Origin of the sequence: Micromonospora sp. NPDC093277, from assembly GCF_044765245.1 — a bacterium.
Classification (GTDB): domain Bacteria; phylum Actinomycetota; class Actinomycetes; order Mycobacteriales; family Micromonosporaceae; genus Micromonospora.
This window is the reverse complement of sequence record NZ_JBIWJO010000013.1, coordinates 141,084-156,710: the sequence shown is the minus strand read 5'-3', so window position 1 is coordinate 156,710 and position 15,627 is coordinate 141,084. Positions and strand designations below refer to the sequence as shown.

General features: G+C 72.7%; 14 protein-coding genes. 6 read left to right on the top strand and 8 right to left on the bottom strand.

What is annotated here, in order from left to right; genetic code table 11:
* Positions 1 to 325 precede the first annotated feature (325 nt).
* Entirely contained in the window at positions 326 to 1,048 is a 723-nt protein-coding gene (locus ACIRG9_RS25940; RefSeq protein ID WP_402860994.1) for a hypothetical protein, read from the top strand.
* Positions 1,049 to 1,060: 12 nt separating this feature from the next.
* On the opposite strand, the gene ACIRG9_RS25935 is transcribed toward ACIRG9_RS25940, so the two are convergent.
* The 4 genes from ACIRG9_RS25935 to ACIRG9_RS25920 form a co-directional block, all read right to left on the bottom strand.
* Positions 1,061 to 1,621: a hypothetical protein gene (locus ACIRG9_RS25935; protein WP_402860991.1), complete on the bottom strand. Its 561-nt coding sequence runs from the start codon at positions 1,619 to 1,621 to the stop codon at positions 1,061 to 1,063.
* Positions 1,622 to 1,677: 56 nt separating this feature from the next.
* Entirely contained in the window at positions 1,678 to 2,727 is a 1,050-nt protein-coding gene (locus ACIRG9_RS25930; RefSeq protein WP_402860988.1) for a type III polyketide synthase, read from the bottom strand.
* A gap of 80 nt (positions 2,728 to 2,807) precedes the next feature.
* Positions 2,808 to 3,974, bottom strand: a complete 1,167-nt coding sequence (locus ACIRG9_RS25925; protein WP_402860985.1) for an acyl-CoA dehydrogenase family protein — start codon at positions 3,972 to 3,974, stop codon at positions 2,808 to 2,810.
* A 31-nt stretch (positions 3,975 to 4,005) separates the two neighbouring features.
* On the bottom strand, positions 4,006 to 4,764 hold the full coding sequence (locus ACIRG9_RS25920) for a methyltransferase domain-containing protein (protein WP_402860982.1): 759 nt from the start codon (positions 4,762 to 4,764) through the stop codon (positions 4,006 to 4,008).
* A gap of 45 nt (positions 4,765 to 4,809) precedes the next feature.
* On the opposite strand from ACIRG9_RS25920, the gene ACIRG9_RS25915 reads away from it, so the two are divergent.
* The 4 genes from ACIRG9_RS25915 (at position 4,810) to disA (ending at position 9,400) form a co-directional block, all read left to right on the top strand.
* Positions 4,810 to 5,649, top strand: coding sequence for a UbiA family prenyltransferase (locus tag ACIRG9_RS25915; protein ID WP_402860979.1), 840 nt, complete (start codon positions 4,810 to 4,812; stop codon positions 5,647 to 5,649).
* 140 nt (positions 5,650 to 5,789) lie between these two features.
* Entirely contained in the window at positions 5,790 to 6,530 is a 741-nt protein-coding gene (locus tag ACIRG9_RS25910; RefSeq protein ID WP_402860976.1) for a hypothetical protein, read from the top strand.
* 106 nt (positions 6,531 to 6,636) lie between these two features.
* A complete protein-coding gene (radA, locus tag ACIRG9_RS25905) occupies positions 6,637 to 8,085 on the top strand; it encodes a DNA repair protein RadA (RefSeq protein WP_402860973.1) in 1,449 nt (482 codons plus the stop codon).
* Positions 8,086 to 8,215: 130 nt separating this feature from the next.
* Complete coding sequence (gene disA, locus ACIRG9_RS25900) at positions 8,216 to 9,400, top strand: DNA integrity scanning diadenylate cyclase DisA (protein WP_402860970.1); 1,185 nt, start codon at positions 8,216 to 8,218, stop codon at positions 9,398 to 9,400.
* Between the two features lie 42 nt (positions 9,401 to 9,442).
* Here the strand turns inward: disA and ACIRG9_RS25895 are convergent, their stop codons facing one another.
* From ACIRG9_RS25895 to ACIRG9_RS25885, 3 genes are all read right to left on the bottom strand, one after another.
* Positions 9,443 to 10,180 carry a hypothetical protein gene (locus tag ACIRG9_RS25895; RefSeq protein ID WP_402860967.1) on the bottom strand — a complete coding sequence of 246 codons (738 nt, stop codon included), beginning with the start codon at positions 10,178 to 10,180 and terminating at the stop codon, positions 9,443 to 9,445.
* A gap of 161 nt (positions 10,181 to 10,341) precedes the next feature.
* Positions 10,342 to 10,902: a peptide deformylase gene (locus ACIRG9_RS25890; protein WP_402860964.1), complete on the bottom strand. Its 561-nt coding sequence runs from the start codon at positions 10,900 to 10,902 to the stop codon at positions 10,342 to 10,344.
* Positions 10,899 to 11,411: a glycine cleavage system protein R gene (locus ACIRG9_RS25885; protein WP_402860961.1), complete on the bottom strand. Its 513-nt coding sequence runs from the start codon at positions 11,409 to 11,411 to the stop codon at positions 10,899 to 10,901. Before ACIRG9_RS25885 ends, ACIRG9_RS25890 begins: the two co-directional genes overlap by 4 nt.
* Positions 11,412 to 11,506: 95 nt before the next feature.
* Here ACIRG9_RS25885 and ACIRG9_RS25880 point away from each other — a divergent pair, with 95 nt between their 5' ends.
* A complete protein-coding gene (locus ACIRG9_RS25880; RefSeq protein WP_402860958.1) occupies positions 11,507 to 12,412 on the top strand; it encodes an A/G-specific adenine glycosylase in 906 nt (301 codons plus the stop codon).
* Between the two features lie 324 nt (positions 12,413 to 12,736).
* On the opposite strand, the gene ACIRG9_RS25875 is transcribed toward ACIRG9_RS25880, so the two are convergent.
* Complete coding sequence (locus ACIRG9_RS25875; RefSeq protein WP_402860955.1) at positions 12,737 to 15,274, bottom strand: ATP-dependent Clp protease ATP-binding subunit; 2,538 nt, start codon at positions 15,272 to 15,274, stop codon at positions 12,737 to 12,739.
* Positions 15,275 to 15,627: the final 353 nt, after the last annotated feature.

The window sequence follows — 15,627 nt, the reverse complement described above, 5'->3', positions numbered from 1 at the left end:
TTCGAAACCCCTTTCGCTGTGTCTAGGGTAACACGCTCAGGCACCGATGTCTCACCACTGTCCTGACCGTTGGCGCAGCTCAGGGGCCCTGTGAGAGGTATTTCTTCAGCTTGACAGGCGGTCAAACCGATGGTTTTGACACGCTCCGTGACCAGTGAATGACAACCCGGCACGGGCGGCAGGAGCGTCGATATCTAGGGCGATGCGCTCCTCCCATGGTAGCCCCGGAATCCAAGATGCGCCCAGGTGTGGCGGTACGCCGACGGGTGCGGGACGCTGGAGGAGGACGCGACGTCCGCTCACCGAGACGGTTCCTGGGGGTCCGATGGGCATGGCTGACGCTGAGGGCCAAGGGCCACCGGACGGGCTGCCCGACCTGCCGCCGGAGTGGGGTCGGGTGGTCATCCCCGACGACGCCTCGGAGCTCGATCACGAGGCCCGGCAGATCCGCCATGAGCTGCGCCGTCTCCACCAGCGGACGGTGTGGCGCCGCCGGCTCGGTCTCGCCCCCCGGCCGGACGGCCGCCCGCCGCTCGGGCTGCCGGTGCTGGTCCTGCTGGTGTCGGTGCTGATCACCCTCACCGGCCTGGCCGCGGTCACCTGGCCCCGCTCGTCACGCTCCGGCGGCAGTCCCACCGTGCTTCCATACCCGGCGACCGCCTCGGCGGCGGTCGGGCCGCTGCCTGCGCTGGACCTGGTCGACGCCGCCGAATCCCCGGTGCCGCTGCGCAGCCTGCTGCCCGCGATGATCGTCCTGGTGGACGCCTGCGCCTGCGCCGAGCAGGTGGCCCAGGCGGTGGCCGAGGCACCACCGGGCGTCACCGTGGTCACCGTGACCGGAAGCCGCGAGGTCGACGCCACCCCCGCGCCCGGGGTCCGCGCCCTCGCCGACCCGGCCGGCGGCCTGCGCGACTACCTCCGCCTCGCCGCCCACCCCGGCACGGCCCCCGCCCTCCTGGTGGACCGGACGGGCATCCTGGTCCGGCTCGTGCCCGAGTTGGGGCCGGTCGACCAGTACCGCGACGATCTCGTCCACCTCGCCGCCTGACCGCGCGGCCCGTCACAACCGGACGGCGAGCAGGGCGTCCAGATCGACCTCGCCGTCCGCGACGGTGAATCGCACCCGCAACGGACCGCCGTAGGCGGTGAGCGGCTGGTTGATGGGCTCCGCCGGGCAGGTCGTCCTCAGGAGCGTGGTGTCCTCCTCGGCGCCCATGAAGGCCACCATCAGCGTCCCCCCGCCGGTGCAGGAGACGGTGAGCAGAAGACGCTCACCGGGCGACGGGTCGGCCTGCCGGACCAGCGGATCGTCGCCCGGGGCCAGGTGGGACTGTGCCAGCCAGATGCTGCTGTAGACCACCGTCTCCTGGGTGTCGTCCGCCTCCTCGGGGACGACCATGAACTCGTCGGGCTCCGCCTCCGGCACCGGAAGGACCTGGCCGGTCCGCGGGTCGACCAGTCGCACCCCGGGCTCCAGGAACGCGTCCGTCGAGGGACCGGGCGCGACGTCGGTCCGTCCGAGGGCGGGCGCCGAGCCCTGCCACCACCAGGCACCGAGCGCCACCGCGACCGCTGCCAGCCCGGCCAGCAACGCACCCCTTGTCCGGTCCTCGCCAGCCATGCGCCGAGCCTAACCACGCGGCGCCCGTCCGGACCGCCCCGCGAACCGGGCCGGCCTCAGCCGGTCCGCTCGAGCAGCGCCGCGTACAGGGTCAGACCCGGTCCGAACGCGAGCATCACGATCCGGGCCGGCGGCGCCAGCGCGCCGCGCAGCCGGTCCAGAATCAGCAGCACCGTCGGAGACGAGCAGTTGCCGTGCTCGTCGAGGGTGGCGCGGGACGCCGCCAGGGCCTCCGGCGGCAGGGCCAGTTCCCGGTCCACCACGTTGAGGATGCGCGGGCCGCCCGGATGCACCGCCCAGCCGTCCACCTCGGCGGGCGTCCGGCCGTGCCGGGCCAGCAGGTCGTCGACCAGCCCCCGGACATGGTGCGAGAGCACCTGCGGGACCTTCGGCGACAGTCCCATCCGGAAACCGGTGTCGGTGACGTCCCAGGTCATGTGGTCGGCGGTCGAGGTATCGGTGACCGAGGCGACCTCGCGCAGCGCGTACCCCCGGCCGTCGGGGACGAGCACGGCGGCGACCGCGGCGTCCGAGAAGAGGGCGTGCGACACGATCTGCTGGGTGTCCACCCGGGCACCGGCGGGCTGGATGTGCAGGCTGGTCAGCTCCGCGCAGAGCAGCAGCGCGGGGCGGCCCCGGGCGGCGACGAAGTCGCTCGCCGCGCCCAGCCCCGGCAGGGCCGCGTAGCAGCCCATGTGGCCGACGAACATGCGCTGGGTGTCCGGGGCCATCCCCAGGTCCCGGGCGAGCAGGATGTCCAGCCCCGGAGTGGCGTACCCGGTGCAGGAGCAGACCACGAACAGTCCCACGTCCCGGGCGTCGAGCCCGGCGGCGGTCAGCGCCCGGCCCACCGCCTCCTTGCCGAGCGGCAACGCCTCCACCTGATAGCGCCGCATCCGGCGCTCGGTCGGCCACTCCGAGACATCCTCCAGCAGCGGGTTCACCGCCGCCTGCCGCCGCGACACGCCGGAGTTGGCGAAGATGCGCTCGGCCAACGCTCGGGTTGCCCCGGAGAAGTGCTTCGCGAAGAAGCCCTCCCAGAGTTCGTGCTGCGCGGCGGCCGGCGGCTGTGCCGTACCCAGACCCGCGATCACCGGTACGGCCATGTCCCCCGCCTCTCGATCCCGATCCCCACGCTTCACCAACGACTACCACCCGCGCGCGACAGCGGGGCCCACGAAACTCTTCACCAGCGCGGGGCTGAGCCGTCGCGGTCGGGGTCTCCGCCGAGCGCGGCCACGCCGAGCCAGTCGGCGCAGACGTCGGAGGTGGCGGGGTGCAGCGAGCCACAGCGTGCGTCGCGGTAGAGCCGTTCCAGGGGGTGTCCCCGGCGGGTGGCCGAGGTGCCGGCGGCCTCCAGCATGGACGCCGCGACGTCGGCCGCGGTCGTGCCGGCGAGCAGTTTGGCCCGCCACACCCAGCGGTTGGTGTCCGCGTCGCCAGGTGCCTTGTCCACTCGGCGGGCCGCCTCGGCCACCACCAGCTCGGCCGCCGCGACCGCCGCGTCGGCCCGGCCCAGGCGGGCCCGGACCGCCGGCAGACCAGCGAGGTTGCGGGCGTTCAGATGCTCGGCGGCGGCGTCGATCGCCGAACGGGCCACGCCGACGTAGACGGCGGCGTAGCTGGCCACCAGCCAGTGCGGCATGAGCTGGGCCACCACCAGGGCGAGCCCCTCCACCCCGCCGAGCAGCCGGTCGGCCGGGACGGTGACGTCCAGGTGCAGGTCGTGCGACGAGGTGGCGCGCATGCCGAGCGAATCCCAGGTGGGCTCCACGGTGATCCCCTCCCCGGCCGGGACCAGGAACTGGGAGACCACCGACTGGTCGGCGGCGCTGCGGGCGGCCACCAGGTAGCCGTCCGGGTGTCCGGCGCCGGAGCAGAAGGTCTTGCTCCCCTTGATGTGCCAGCCGCCCTCGACCGGCTCGTACGCGGTGCTGAGCTGGGACAGCCGGGCACCGGCGCCGCGTTCGCTCATGGCCACCGCGTACCAGGCGCCCTCGGCAGCCGCCCGGAGCAGCCGGTCCCGGGCGGCCAACGCCTCGTCCGGTACGCCCAACGCCTCCGCCAGTTCCTCGGTGACCGCGCCCAGCGCCCCGGTGACCGAGGCGTGCATGTTGAACACCAGCGCGGTGGCGCCGTTGCCCCGGGCCAGTTCGGTGGCGACGGCGGCGTACTCGGCGAAGGTCGCCCCCACCCCGCCCAGCTCCCGGGGCACCATCAGCCCGAAGAGCCCGGCCTCCCGCAGGTCCGCGAAGTCGTCGACCGGGAAGGAGCCGTCCCGGTCGTGCTCCGCCGCGCGGGCGGCCAGGCGCGGCGTCAGGCGGCGGGCCGCCTCCAGCGCAGACACGGTCATGTCGGCTCCCTCTCGACGTCTCTGGCCCCGGCTAATCGATCCGGCGTCCGTAGCCCTGGTAAAGCACTGCGGTGGAGCGGGTCGGCACGATCCGCGGCGCCGACCGCCCGGGCCGGTCGGCGGTGCCGCGCATCCGGCGCAGCAGCCAGGCCAGCGTCCCGCCCAGTTGCGGGCGGATGCCGGACAACCGCAACTCGACACCGTGCCGGGCACACTCGGCGACCAGGGCGCGCGCGTCCACGAACAACCGTGGATCGTGGATGCCACGCGGCACCGTGGGCAGCCGCTCGCCGATCTCCACCGCGACCAGCCGGGCCAGCAGGGTGTCGTTGAGGGTGTCCAGCACCAGGAGGCCGCCCGGCCGCAGCAGCCGGCACGCCTCGGCGACCGCGCGACGCCAGTCCGGCACGTGTTCCAGCACCTCGCCGGCGGAGACCACGTCGGCGCAGCCGTCCGCGAGCGGAACGGCGGTGACATCGGCGTTGACCACGGTCACCCCGTGCGCGGCGGCCTGGTCGAGGGCCGACCGGGTGAGATCCACCCCGATGTGCCGGTAGCCCTTGCCGGCCAGGTGCGGGGCGAGCAGGCCGGCACCACAGCCGAGGTCGACCAGGACCGCGTCCCTCGTCAACGCCGGCGGCACCAGACCGGCGCGGGCCCGGGCCAGCCAGTGCAACATCGCGAACGCGCCGTCCGGCCGCCACCACTCGCCGGCCAGGTCGTCGTACTGGCGCGGGTCGTTCGGGGGCAGCACCCGGGGCGAAGTGGACACCGGGGCCACATCTCGCATTAACCGAGCGTGGCACGACTCCCCGGTAACGACCAGACTTCCCTTATGCCGTCTTCGGTGTTAGGACTACTCAGGGCGAGCCATCCGGAACCGGCCGCCGCGGTCACCGCGGTGGCCGGGCTGCTGGCGGCCGGCGTCGGACATCGGCCGGCCGGCATCGCCGCCGTGGTGCTGACCGTGCTGGCCAGCCAACTCGCCGTGGGCTGGAGCAACGACGCGCTCGACGCGCACCGGGACGCCGTGGTGGGGCGTACCGACAAACCGGCGGCCACCGGCGACATCCGGCGACGGACCCTCGGGTACGCCGCCGCCGCGGCCGCGGTGGCCACCCCGCTGGTCGCGCTCTCCACGAACGGCGCGGCGGCGGCCTGCGTGGCGCTCGGGCTGATCTCCGCGCTGCTCTACAACTGGCCGCTGAAGTCCACCCCGCTCTCCGTGCTGCCGTACGCGGTCTCGTTCGGCGCGCTGCCCGCCTTCGTGGTGCTGGCCCTGCCCGGCGCTCCCGCACCCCCGGCCTGGCTGCTGGCCGCCGCCGCCTGCCTGGGTGCCGGGGCGCACTTCGCCAACGTGCTGCCGGACCTGGCCGACGACGCGCGGACCGGGGTGCGCGGGCTGCCGCACCGGCTGGGGCCGACCGGCAGCCGGCTGGCCGCCGCCGGGCTGCTCCTCGCGGCGACCGTCGTCCTGGTCGTCGGGCCACCCGGGCCACCGTCCTGGGTGGGCCTGTCGGCCATCGCCGTCGCCGTCGTGGTGCCGGCCCTCGGCTGGTACGCGGGACGAGTCTCCGCCTCGGCCGGCGGCCGGCCGGTGGCCGCCTTCCGGGCGGTGATGGTGGTGGCGCTCATCGACGTGCTCCTGCTGGTGACGAGCGGCCGAGTGGTCTGACCGGCCCCCGGAAGGTGGCATTGCCGGGTCCGCGTGCGGGCCTCGATCAGCCCCAACTACCCTGGAGCGCGGTCTGCGCGGGTATGGCCACCCCGCACCTGGCGTACGGCCGGGTGGGGATCGTGACGAGGAGGACCGACGTGACGCGCTCGATCAGGGGTTCCGGACGTGCGGCCCTGCTGCTGGCCGGTACGGCGGCAGCGGCGAGCCTGCTGCTGTCCGGGTGCGGCGCCGGCCAGGTGGCCGAGACCGCCATCAACGTCCCGTCGGTGCAGGGTGTCAACGTCCAGACCCCCGACTTCAACTTCCTGGTGCGCGGCCTGCACGTGCAGTACCCGGGCACCGAGGGCTACCAGGCGGGCGCCGACGCCCCGCTGGACGTCGTCCTCTACAACGACAGCGAGGCCCCGGTCACCGTGACCGTGACCACCGACAGCGCCCGCGACATCGTGCTCACCGGCGCCGACGCGGCCGGTCCGCAGGCGAGCCCGACCAACTCCCCGACCGAGCGGGCCACCGCGTCGCCCTTCCCGAGCGACCCGAACGCCTCCCCGAGCGAGGCGCTGGGCGCGGGCGAGCCCACCTCCCCGTCGGCCTCGCCGAGCGAGTCGGGCGCGCCCAGCCTGCCGGCTCGGATCGACCTCCCGGCCAAGGGATTCGCCCAGCTCAGCCCCGGTAGCGACCGTTTCCTGAAGCTCGTCGGGCTGCACGACCGGCTGCTCAGCGGCCAGCAGGTCAACCTGATCTTCGACTTCGGCAACGGCAACGTCATCCGGACCGGAGCCCCGATCGGCGTGCCGCTCACCCCGGCCGCGCAGCCCTCGCCGGTCGTCCACCCCCGCGAGGAGGCGGCTGGCAACGAGGGTGGCGAACACGGCTGATCGCCGACCTGATCGTCCCCGACACCGCCGGTGTGGCCATCGCCACGCCGGCGGTGTCGCCGTTTCCGGGTGTGCTTTCGTCGTACCGTCCGGTTAGCGTCCTGGGGTGAGCACGTCCCGATCGACCTCCCCCCGCGCCACCACCGCTCGCGGCCGTGGCGCCGCCCGGGAGCCACGCCCGGCGTACGAGTGCGACGCCTGCGGCCACCAGCCCCCCAAGTGGGTGGGGCGTTGCCCCGAGTGCGGCGAGTGGGGCTCGGTGATCGAGTGCACCGTCACCGGGCCGCTGGTCTCCGGCCGGGTGGTCAGTTCCCGGATGCCCGCCGAGCCGGCCCGCCCGATCGCCACCATCAGCGCCGCGCCGGCCCGGGCCCGGCCCACCGGGGTCAGTGAGCTGGACCGGGTGCTCGGCGGCGGTCTGGTCCCCGGCGCGGTGGTGCTGCTCGCCGGTGAGCCCGGGGTCGGCAAGTCCACCCTGCTGCTCGACGTGGCCCAGCAGTGGGCAACCAATGCCGGCAGCCCGTCGCTGGTGGTCAGCGGCGAGGAGTCGGTCAGCCAGGTGCGGCTGCGCGCCGAGCGGATGGGCACCCTGCACGAGCAGCTCTACCTGGCCGCCGAGAGCGACCTGTCGGCGGTGCTCGGCCACCTCGACGCGGTCAAGCCGGGGCTGCTGGTGCTCGACTCGGTGCAGACCATCTCGACCACCGGCACGGAGGGCGTGCCGGGCGGGGTCACCCAGGTCCGGGCGGTCACCGCGGCCCTGGTGGCGGTCGCCAAGGAGCGCGGCGTCGCCACCGTGCTGGTCGGTCACGTGACCAAGGACGGTCAGGTCGCCGGGCCCCGGGTGCTGGAGCACTTGGTCGACGTGGTGCTGCACTTCGAGGGCGACAAGCACTCCTCGCTGCGGATGGTCCGGGGGGTGAAGAACCGGTTCGGCGCGGCCGACGAGGTGGGCTGCTTCGAGATGCACGAGGGGGGCATCAGCAGCCTGGCCGACCCGTCCGGGCTCTTCCTCACCCGCTATTCGGAGCCGGTGCCGGGCACCTGCGTCACCGTGGCGATGGAGGGGCGGCGCGCCCTGGTGACCGAGGTGCAGGCGCTGATCGGCGCCACGGTCGCCGGCTCACCACGGCGTACGGTCTCCGGGCTGGACGGGGCACGGCTGGCGATGGTGCTGGCGGTGCTTCAGCGGCGCACCGAGCGGCTGGCCCTGCACGACCGCGAGGTGTTCGCCGCCACGGTCGGCGGCATCCGGGTGGTGGAGCCGGCCGCCGACCTGGCCGTGGCACTCGCGGTGGCCTCCGGCGGACTCAACCTGGCCATCGCTCCGCACCTGGTGGCGATCGGCGAGGTCGGTCTCACCGGCGAGGTGCGCCGGGTGGGGGCGGTGCCGCGCCGGCTGGCCGAGGCGGCCCGGCTCGGCTTCCGGCTGGCCCTGGTGCCTCCCGGCTGCGGGCCGGGCAGCAGCGGGGTGACCCCGGAGAACATGCGGGTGATCGAGGTCACTGACGTACGCGGGGCGCTCCAGGCCGCCGCCCGCGCTTCCGCCGAGTGACCCACGGTGAGCGTGCTGGGCGATTCCGGACAGCGGGCGTACCGGCTCGACGACCGGAGAAGCCGGACATCGTGACACATCACAGTAACCACGAGAGCACCCACCGCAGGGCAGTCCGTAGACTGTGCCCGTGCCGATCGACCGCGATGCCACCAAACCCGCCGCGACGACGCCGCACGCCCGCACCGGCGCCGTGGGAAACTCCGCCCGTCCGATCAGCGTGAGCGTGACCGGGAGCGTCGGCGGGGCCGGCGGTGACCCGCTGCGGGCCAACCTCGCCCTGATGGCGCCTGGCACCGCCCTGCGGGACGGTCTGGAGCGCATCCTGCGTGGTCGCACCGGCGCACTGATCGTCCTCGGCTACGACAAGGTGGTCGACTCGATCTGCACCGGCGGCTTCCCGCTGGACGTCGAGTTCTCCGCGACCCGGGTCCGTGAGCTGTGCAAGATGGACGGCGCGGTGGTGCTCTCCAACGACGGCACCCGGATCGTGCAGGCGGGCGTGCACCTGATGCCCGACCCGTCCATCCCCACCGAGGAGTCCGGCACCCGGCACCGCACCGCGGAACGGGTGGCCCGGCAGACCGGCTACCCGGTCATCTCGGTCAGCCAGTCCATGCGGATCATCAGCCTCTACGTCAACGGCCAACGACACGTGCTGGACGACTCGGCGGCGATCCTGTCCCGGGCCAACCAGGCCCTGGCCACCCTGGAGCGTTACAAGCTCCGCCTCGACGAGGTCTCCGGCACCCTCTCCGCCCTGGAGATCGAGGACCTGGTCACCGTACGCGACGCGGTGGCGGTGGTGCAGCGGCTGGAAATGGTCCGTCGGATCGCCGACGAGATCGCCGGGTACGTGGTGGAGCTGGGCACCGACGGTCGGCTGCTCGCCCTCCAGCTCGACGAGCTGATGGCCGGCGTCGACGCCGACCGCACCCTGGTCATCCGGGACTACCTCCCGGTCGGCCGGAAGTCCCGCACCCTCGACGAGGCGCTGGTCGAGCTGGACCTGCTCAGTGCCACCGAGCTGATCGACCTGGTCGCGGTGGCCAAGGCGATCGGCTACCCGTCCGCCTCCGACGCCCTCGACGCGGCGGTCAGCCCGCGGGGCTTCCGTCTGCTGGCCAAGGTGCCCCGGCTCCCCGCAGCCGTGGTGGACCGGCTGGTGGTGCACTTCGGCAGCCTCCAGCGGCTGCTCGGCGCCACCGTGGAGGACCTGCAGGCCGTCGAGGGGGTGGGCGATGCCCGGGCCCGGGGCGTCCGCGAGGGGCTGTCCCGGCTCGCCGAGGCATCCATCCTGGAGCGGTACGTCTGAGCCTCCGCCCGCCGGCCCGGTCGAGGTCGGCCCGGTCGCCGCTCAGTTGGTGATGGTCAGCTTCACCGGGTTGCTGATCTTGGTGCCCACCCGGGCGAACACCTGGTACGAACCGGCGGGCACGAACTCGCCGGCCGCCAGCCCGTTCGCGCACCGGTTGCTGTACCGGCTGTTCCAGCCCAGTTCCCAGTAGCGCTCGAACTTCGGCGTGAACGACTGCATGGCCGAGCCCCTGCCCGTGCCGCAGGTGTCCGAGGACCAGACCCGATCCGCGCCCACCTTGACGAAAAGCTCCTGGAGATCGGCACCGACATCCCGGCTGCACGTACGCTCGGACACGTTCTTGACCTTGAGGCGCAGGGTGACCACCGTGCCCCGCTGGGCGGTGGCCGGCAGCGCCACCGGGGTCACCAGGATCTCCGAGTCGGTGCAGGTCCCGTTGTCGACCACCGGGGCGACGGAGGTGTCGTTCGTCCCGGTGCCGCCGCCCGCCGGGCCGCCCTGCCCACCGTCCGAGCCGCCGTCCGAGCCACTGCTGGATTCCTCCGGTGTCGGGGCCGGGCTGCCGGACTTCGGCGTCAGCACCGTGCCGGTCGGCTCCGGGGCGGCGGTGGCGGACGCCGTTCCGGTGGGTCCGGCGCCGGCCGCACCGGTGTTGTTGCGCTTCGTATTCGTGCAGGAATAAAGCAGGACAATCAGGAAAAGAAGCCCGGCTCCGAGTACGACGGCGCGACGCCGCCAATACACGGCGGGTGGCAGGGGGCCGACCGTCAGACGCATGATGCGTTCACCGTAGTCGCGCGGCGCACGGCGCGGGGAACGACGCGCCGGTACGGATCAACCGCGCCCGCCAGGCGGTCCACACTCGACATTCCACGGTCACCGAACGGCTTCGGACGAGCGCGCAGCGCCACGACGAACACCCAGGTCCCGCGAGTCGATCAGAGGTAGACCTTGCGCTGGTAGATGGCGTGCGCGCTGGCCACCCGGTCGAGGAAGAGCAGACCGGCGCAATGGTCGATCTCGTGCTGGAGCGCCCGCGCCTCGAAGCCGTCGGTGACCAGCCGCACCGGCGCACCGGTGCCCGGCAGCACCCCCTCGACCACCAGCCGGCTGGCCCGCTTCACGTCACCGGTCAGGTCAGGCACCGACATGCACCCCTCCCGCCCGGCCTTCCAGCGGGTCGCCTCGACCACCATCGCGTTGCACAGCACGAACGTGCCGTGCACGGTGACCGCCTTCGGATGTCCGGTGATGTCCACCGCGAACACCTGGGCACTCACCCCCACCTGCGGGGCGGCGAGGCCCACGCAGCCGGGCGAGACCCGCATGGTGGCGACCAGGTCGGCGGCGAGGCGGACCACCTCGTCCGAGGTCGGGTCGACCTCCGGCCCGGGCCGGCTGAGCACCGGATCGGGTGCCACCACCACCGGCCGTACCTCACCCGGCACCGCCAGCGACTCCGGGGACCAGCCGCCAAGGCCGACGTACTCGGCGGTCACAGCAGGTCCGTGTCCGCTGGGCGGAGGCTGACGCCCACGCCCAGCTCGGCGGCGGTACGGGCAAGGCGGCCGGCCACCTCGTCCGAGCGGCCCGGCGGCAGCTCGACCTCGGCGACCACCACATAGAGGGAGCCGGTCAGCCGGGTGCTCAGATCGGTGACGTTGCCGCCCGCGTCCGCCAGCACCCGGGTCATCGCGGCGACGATGCCCATCCGGTCCGCGCCGTGCACCGCCAGCACGTACGGCTCACCGGGCGCCGGCGTCTGCCCGTCCGGGGTGACCGGGCGTACGGTGGCCAGGAGCCGGCCGTCGGCGGCGAGCGGGGCCAGCGCGGCCTCGACCTCGGCGGCGGCCGGGCCCACGCAGATCAGAGTCATCGCGAAGTGGCCCCGCAACCGGGTCATCGTGGAGTCGGTGAGGTTGGCACCGAGCCGCGCGAGCGCCTCGGCGACGTCGGCCACCATGCCCGGCCGGTCCTGGCCGATGACAGTGATCGCGAGCTCGTTCATCCGGACATTCTGCCCCGTCGCGCCCGGATGGTCGAAGAGGCCCACCCCGCCCGCCCACCCAGCGGGAAAGCCACCGTGACATGATCGGCAGCGCCATGTCCGAGCCCACCTTCGCCGCCCTGGTCAGCCGCTGGTACGAGCGGAACGCCCGCGACCTGCCGTGGCGCGAGCCCGGCATCGGCGCGTGGGCGATCCTGGTCAGCGAGGTCATGCTCCAGCAGACACCGGTGGTCCGGGTGCTGCCCGCCTGGGAAGCGTGGCTGGCCCGATGGCCGGTGCCAATCGCGCTGGCTGAGGACACCCCGGCCGAGGCGATCCGGATGTGGGGACGGCTCGGCTATCCCCGCCGGGCGGTACGGCTGCGGGACTGCGCGGTGGCGATCATGGAACGGCACGGTGGCGAGGTGCCGGATCGGCTGGACCAGTTGCTGGCGCTGCCGGGCGTCGGGACGTACACGGCCCGGGCCGTGGCGGCGTTCGCCTTCGGGCAGCGGCACCCGGTCGTCGACACCAACGTACGCCGGGTGGTGTGCCGGGCGATCGCCGGCGAGCCGGACGCCGGCCCGGCCACCCGCCCCGCCGACCTGGTCGCCACCGAGGAACTGCTGCCCGCCGAGCCAGCCGAGGCGGCACTGGCCAGTGCCGCCTTCATGGAACTCGGCGCCATGGTCTGCACCGCCCGCGCGCCCCGCTGCACGATCTGCCCGGTCGAGTCGGTCTGCGCCTGGCGGGCGTCCGGCCAGGCGGCGCCGACCGGCCCGACCCGCCGCCCCCAGCGCTACGCCGGCACCGACCGTCAGGTACGCGGCCTGCTGCTCGCGGTGCTCCGCGAGGCGACCGGCCCGGTGCCGCACCAGCGGCTGGACCAGGTCTGGCACGACGACGTGCAACGCGCCCGGGCCCTGGCCGGGCTGGTCACCGACGGCCTGGTCGAGCCGGTCGGCGAGGAGTCCTTCCGCCTGACCGGCGACGGCCCCGCGGTCCCCCTCCCGCACTCCTGACCCAGCCGGCACGGCGCGCCCCGCTCATTGATCCACCCAGCTTGCGGCAACCGGCGGTGTCCCCGCACCTTAATCCACTCAGGCTGCGGCAACCCGCGGCACCCCCGCACCTTGATCCACTCAGGTTGCGGCAACCGGTGGTCTCCGACGCCGCTGAGACCACACTTTGCCGCACAACGAGCCGATCACGGCCGAGCCGATCACGGCCGAGCCGATTACGGCCGAGCCGATCACGGCCGACTGGCGCGGGCCGGTGAGGTGAAAGGCGACGGCCCCGGTGGCTCTCGCCTACCGGGGCCGTCGCCCTGTCACATCTGCCCGGCGTTACGCCGCGTCGTCCGCACCCGCGGTGGCCGCGCCACCGAGGTCCGCCGGGACGGCGTCCGGCACGGCCACCGGCCGGTCGGTGCCTCGGAAGACGAGCTTGGACTTGTCGACGTTGCTCGGGTCGCCGTCGCAGTCGACCACCACGATCTGACCCGGGGTCAGCTCGTTGAAGAGGATCCGCTCGGAGAGGTTGTCCTCGATGTCGCGCTGGATCGTGCGACGCAGCGGCCGCGCGCCCAGCACCGGGTCGAAGCCCTTCTTCGCCAGGTACTTCTTGGCGTTGTCGGTCAGCTCCAGGCCCATGTCCTTGTTGCGCAGCTGGCTCTCGATCCGCTGGATCATGATGTCCACGATCGAGAGGATCTCCGTCTCACGCAGCTGGTGGAAGACGATGGTGTCGTCGATCCGGTTCAGGAACTCGGGCCGGAAGTGCTGCTTGAGCTCGTCGTTGACCTTCTGCTTCATCCGGTCGTAGTTCGACTCGGAGTCCTCAGAGGCCTGGAAGCCCATCGACACCGCCTTGGCGACATCCCGCGTACCGAGGTTGGTGGTCAGGATGATGACCGTGTTCTTGAAGTCCACGATCCGGCCCTGGCCGTCGGTGAGCCGCCCGTCCTCCAGGATCTGCAGGAGCGTGTTGAACACGTCCGGGTGGGCCTTCTCGATCTCGTCGAACAGGACCACCGAGAACGGCCGACGACGCACCTTCTCGGTCAGCTGCCCGCCCTCGTCGTAGCCGACGTAGCCGGGCGGGGCACCCACCAGCCGGGAGACGGTGTACCGGTCGTGGAACTCGGACATGTCCAGCTGGATGAGGGCGTCCTCGCTGCCGAACAGGAACTCAGCGAGGGCCTTGGACAGCTCGGTCTTACCGACACCGGACGGGCCGGCGAAGATGAACGAGCCGGACGGGCGCTTCGGGTCCTTCAGGCCGGCCCGGGTACGCCGGATCGCCTTCGAGACCGCCTTGACCGCGTCCTCCTGGCCGATGACGCGCTTGTGCAGCTCGTCCTCCATGCGCAGCAGGCGCGAGGTCTCCTCCTCGGTCAGCTTGTAGACCGGGATGCCGGTCCAGTTGCCGAGCACCTCGGCGATCTGCTCGTCGTCGACCTCGCTGACGACGTCCAGGTCACCGGCCTTCCACTCCTTCTCCCGCTGGGCCTTCTGGCCGAGCAGCTGCTTCTCCTTGTCGCGGAGCTGGGCGGCCCGCTCGAAGTCCTGCGCGTCGATCGCGGACTCCTTGTCGCGGCGCACCTGGGCGATCCGCTCGTCGAAGTCACGCAGGTCTGGCGGCGCGGTCATCCGGCGGATCCGCATCCGGGCACCGGCCTCGTCGATCAGGTCGATCGCCTTGTCCGGCAGGAACCGGTCGGAGATGTACCGGTCGGCCAGCGTCGCGGCCGCGACGAGAGCCGCGTCCGTGATCGAGACACGGTGGTGCGCCTCGTAACGGTCCCGCAGGCCCTTGAGGATCTCGATGGTGTGGGCCAGCGACGGCTCACCCACCTGGATCGGCTGGAAGCGGCGCTCGAGAGCGGCGTCCTTCTCCAGGTGCTTGCGGTATTCATCGAGCGTGGTGGCACCGATGGTCTGCAGCTCGCCACGGGCCAGCATCGGCTTGAGGATGCTCGCCGCGTCGATCGCGCCCTCGGCGGCACCCGCACCCACCAGGGTGTGGATCTCGTCGATGAACAGGATGATGTCGCCGCGGGTGCGGATCTCCTTGAGCACCTTCTTGAGGCGCTCCTCGAAGTCACCGCGGTAGCGGGAGCCGGCCACCAGCGCGCCGAGGTCGAGCGTGTAGAGCTGCTTGTCCTTCAGCGTCTCGGGCACCTCGCCCTTGATGATCTTCTGAGACAGCCCCTCGACCACGGCGGTCTTGCCGACGCCGGGCTCACCGATCAGGACCGGGTTGTTCTTGGTACGGCGGGAGAGCACCTGCATGACCCGCTCGATTTCCTTCTCGCGCCCGATGACCGGGTCGAGCTTGCCCTCACGGGCGGCCTGGGTCAGGTTACGGCCGAACTGGTCCAGCACCAGGCTGGTCGACGGCGCGGCCTCGCCCGGCGCGGTACCCGCGGCGGCCGGCTCCTTGCCCTGGTAGCCCGACAGCAGCTGGATCACCTGCTGGCGGACCCGGTTGAGGTCGGCGCCGAGCTTGACCAACACCTGGGCGGCCACGCCCTCGCCCTCACGGATCAGGCCGAGCAGGATGTGCTCCGTGCCGATGTAGTTGTGGCCGAGCTGCAGCGCCTCGCGCAGCGACAGCTCCAGCACCTTCTTGGCCCGCGGCGTGAACGGGATGTGTCCGCTCGGCGCCTGCTGGCCCTGGCCGATGATCTCCTCGACCTGCTGGCGGACGCCCTCCAGGGAGATGCCGAGGCTCTCCAGGGCTTTGGCCGCAACGCCCTCACCCTCGTGGATCAGGCCCAGCAGGATGTGCTCCGTACCGATGTAGTTGTGGTTGAGCATCCGGGCCTCTTCCTGGGCCAGGACGACAACCCGTCGCGCTCGGTCGGTGAACCGCTCGAACATGCCCTCGTGCTCCTCACGTGCCGTGCGCCTTGATGGTCAAGATCTTGGCGGGGCCGGTGCGCGGACGTCCGGGACGGGCGTCCGTGCCTCCTTACTCTATCGCCGCGGACCGACTCCGCTGAGGTCGTGTGTCCCCGCGAAAGGCCGTTCCCACGTCGTTTCTGACAACCGTCCACGCTCAGCAGGTGTTCCGGTACCCCTGGCTGTACGCGCAGAGCGAAATTCGACCCTTGGTGGAAAAGCCCGGTCTGGGGCCTCCGGAGGGTCTTCCGGGCCCGGGGCGGGCGGCGTCGGTGCCCCCGCCGTCATCCACAGCCTGTGGACAGCATCTCCACCGCCTGTGGACAACCTGC

What these genes read in the sequence shown, in the direction of transcription:
- ACIRG9_RS25885 (WP_402860961.1), bottom strand. Translation starts at nt 11,411, where the DNA reads ATGAACGAGCTCGCGATCACTGTCATCGGCCAGGACCGGCCGGGCATG.
- ACIRG9_RS25895 (WP_402860967.1), bottom strand. Translation starts at nt 10,180, where the DNA reads ATGCGTCTGACGGTCGGCCCCCTGCCACCCGCCGTGTATTGGCGGCGT.
- ACIRG9_RS25920 (WP_402860982.1), bottom strand. Translation starts at nt 4,764, where the DNA reads ATGCGAGATGTGGCCCCGGTGTCCACTTCGCCCCGGGTGCTGCCCCCG.
- ACIRG9_RS25915 (WP_402860979.1), top strand. Translation starts at nt 4,810, where the DNA reads ATGCCGTCTTCGGTGTTAGGACTACTCAGGGCGAGCCATCCGGAACCG.
- ACIRG9_RS25880 (WP_402860958.1), top strand. Translation starts at nt 11,507, where the DNA reads ATGTCCGAGCCCACCTTCGCCGCCCTGGTCAGCCGCTGGTACGAGCGG.
- ACIRG9_RS25875 (WP_402860955.1), bottom strand. Translation starts at nt 15,274, where the DNA reads ATGTTCGAGCGGTTCACCGACCGAGCGCGACGGGTTGTCGTCCTGGCC.
- ACIRG9_RS25940 (WP_402860994.1), top strand. Translation starts at nt 326, where the DNA reads ATGGGCATGGCTGACGCTGAGGGCCAAGGGCCACCGGACGGGCTGCCC.
- ACIRG9_RS25935 (WP_402860991.1), bottom strand. Translation starts at nt 1,621, where the DNA reads ATGGCTGGCGAGGACCGGACAAGGGGTGCGTTGCTGGCCGGGCTGGCA.
- ACIRG9_RS25930 (WP_402860988.1), bottom strand. Translation starts at nt 2,727, where the DNA reads ATGGCCGTACCGGTGATCGCGGGTCTGGGTACGGCACAGCCGCCGGCC.
- ACIRG9_RS25925 (WP_402860985.1), bottom strand. Translation starts at nt 3,974, where the DNA reads ATGACCGTGTCTGCGCTGGAGGCGGCCCGCCGCCTGACGCCGCGCCTG.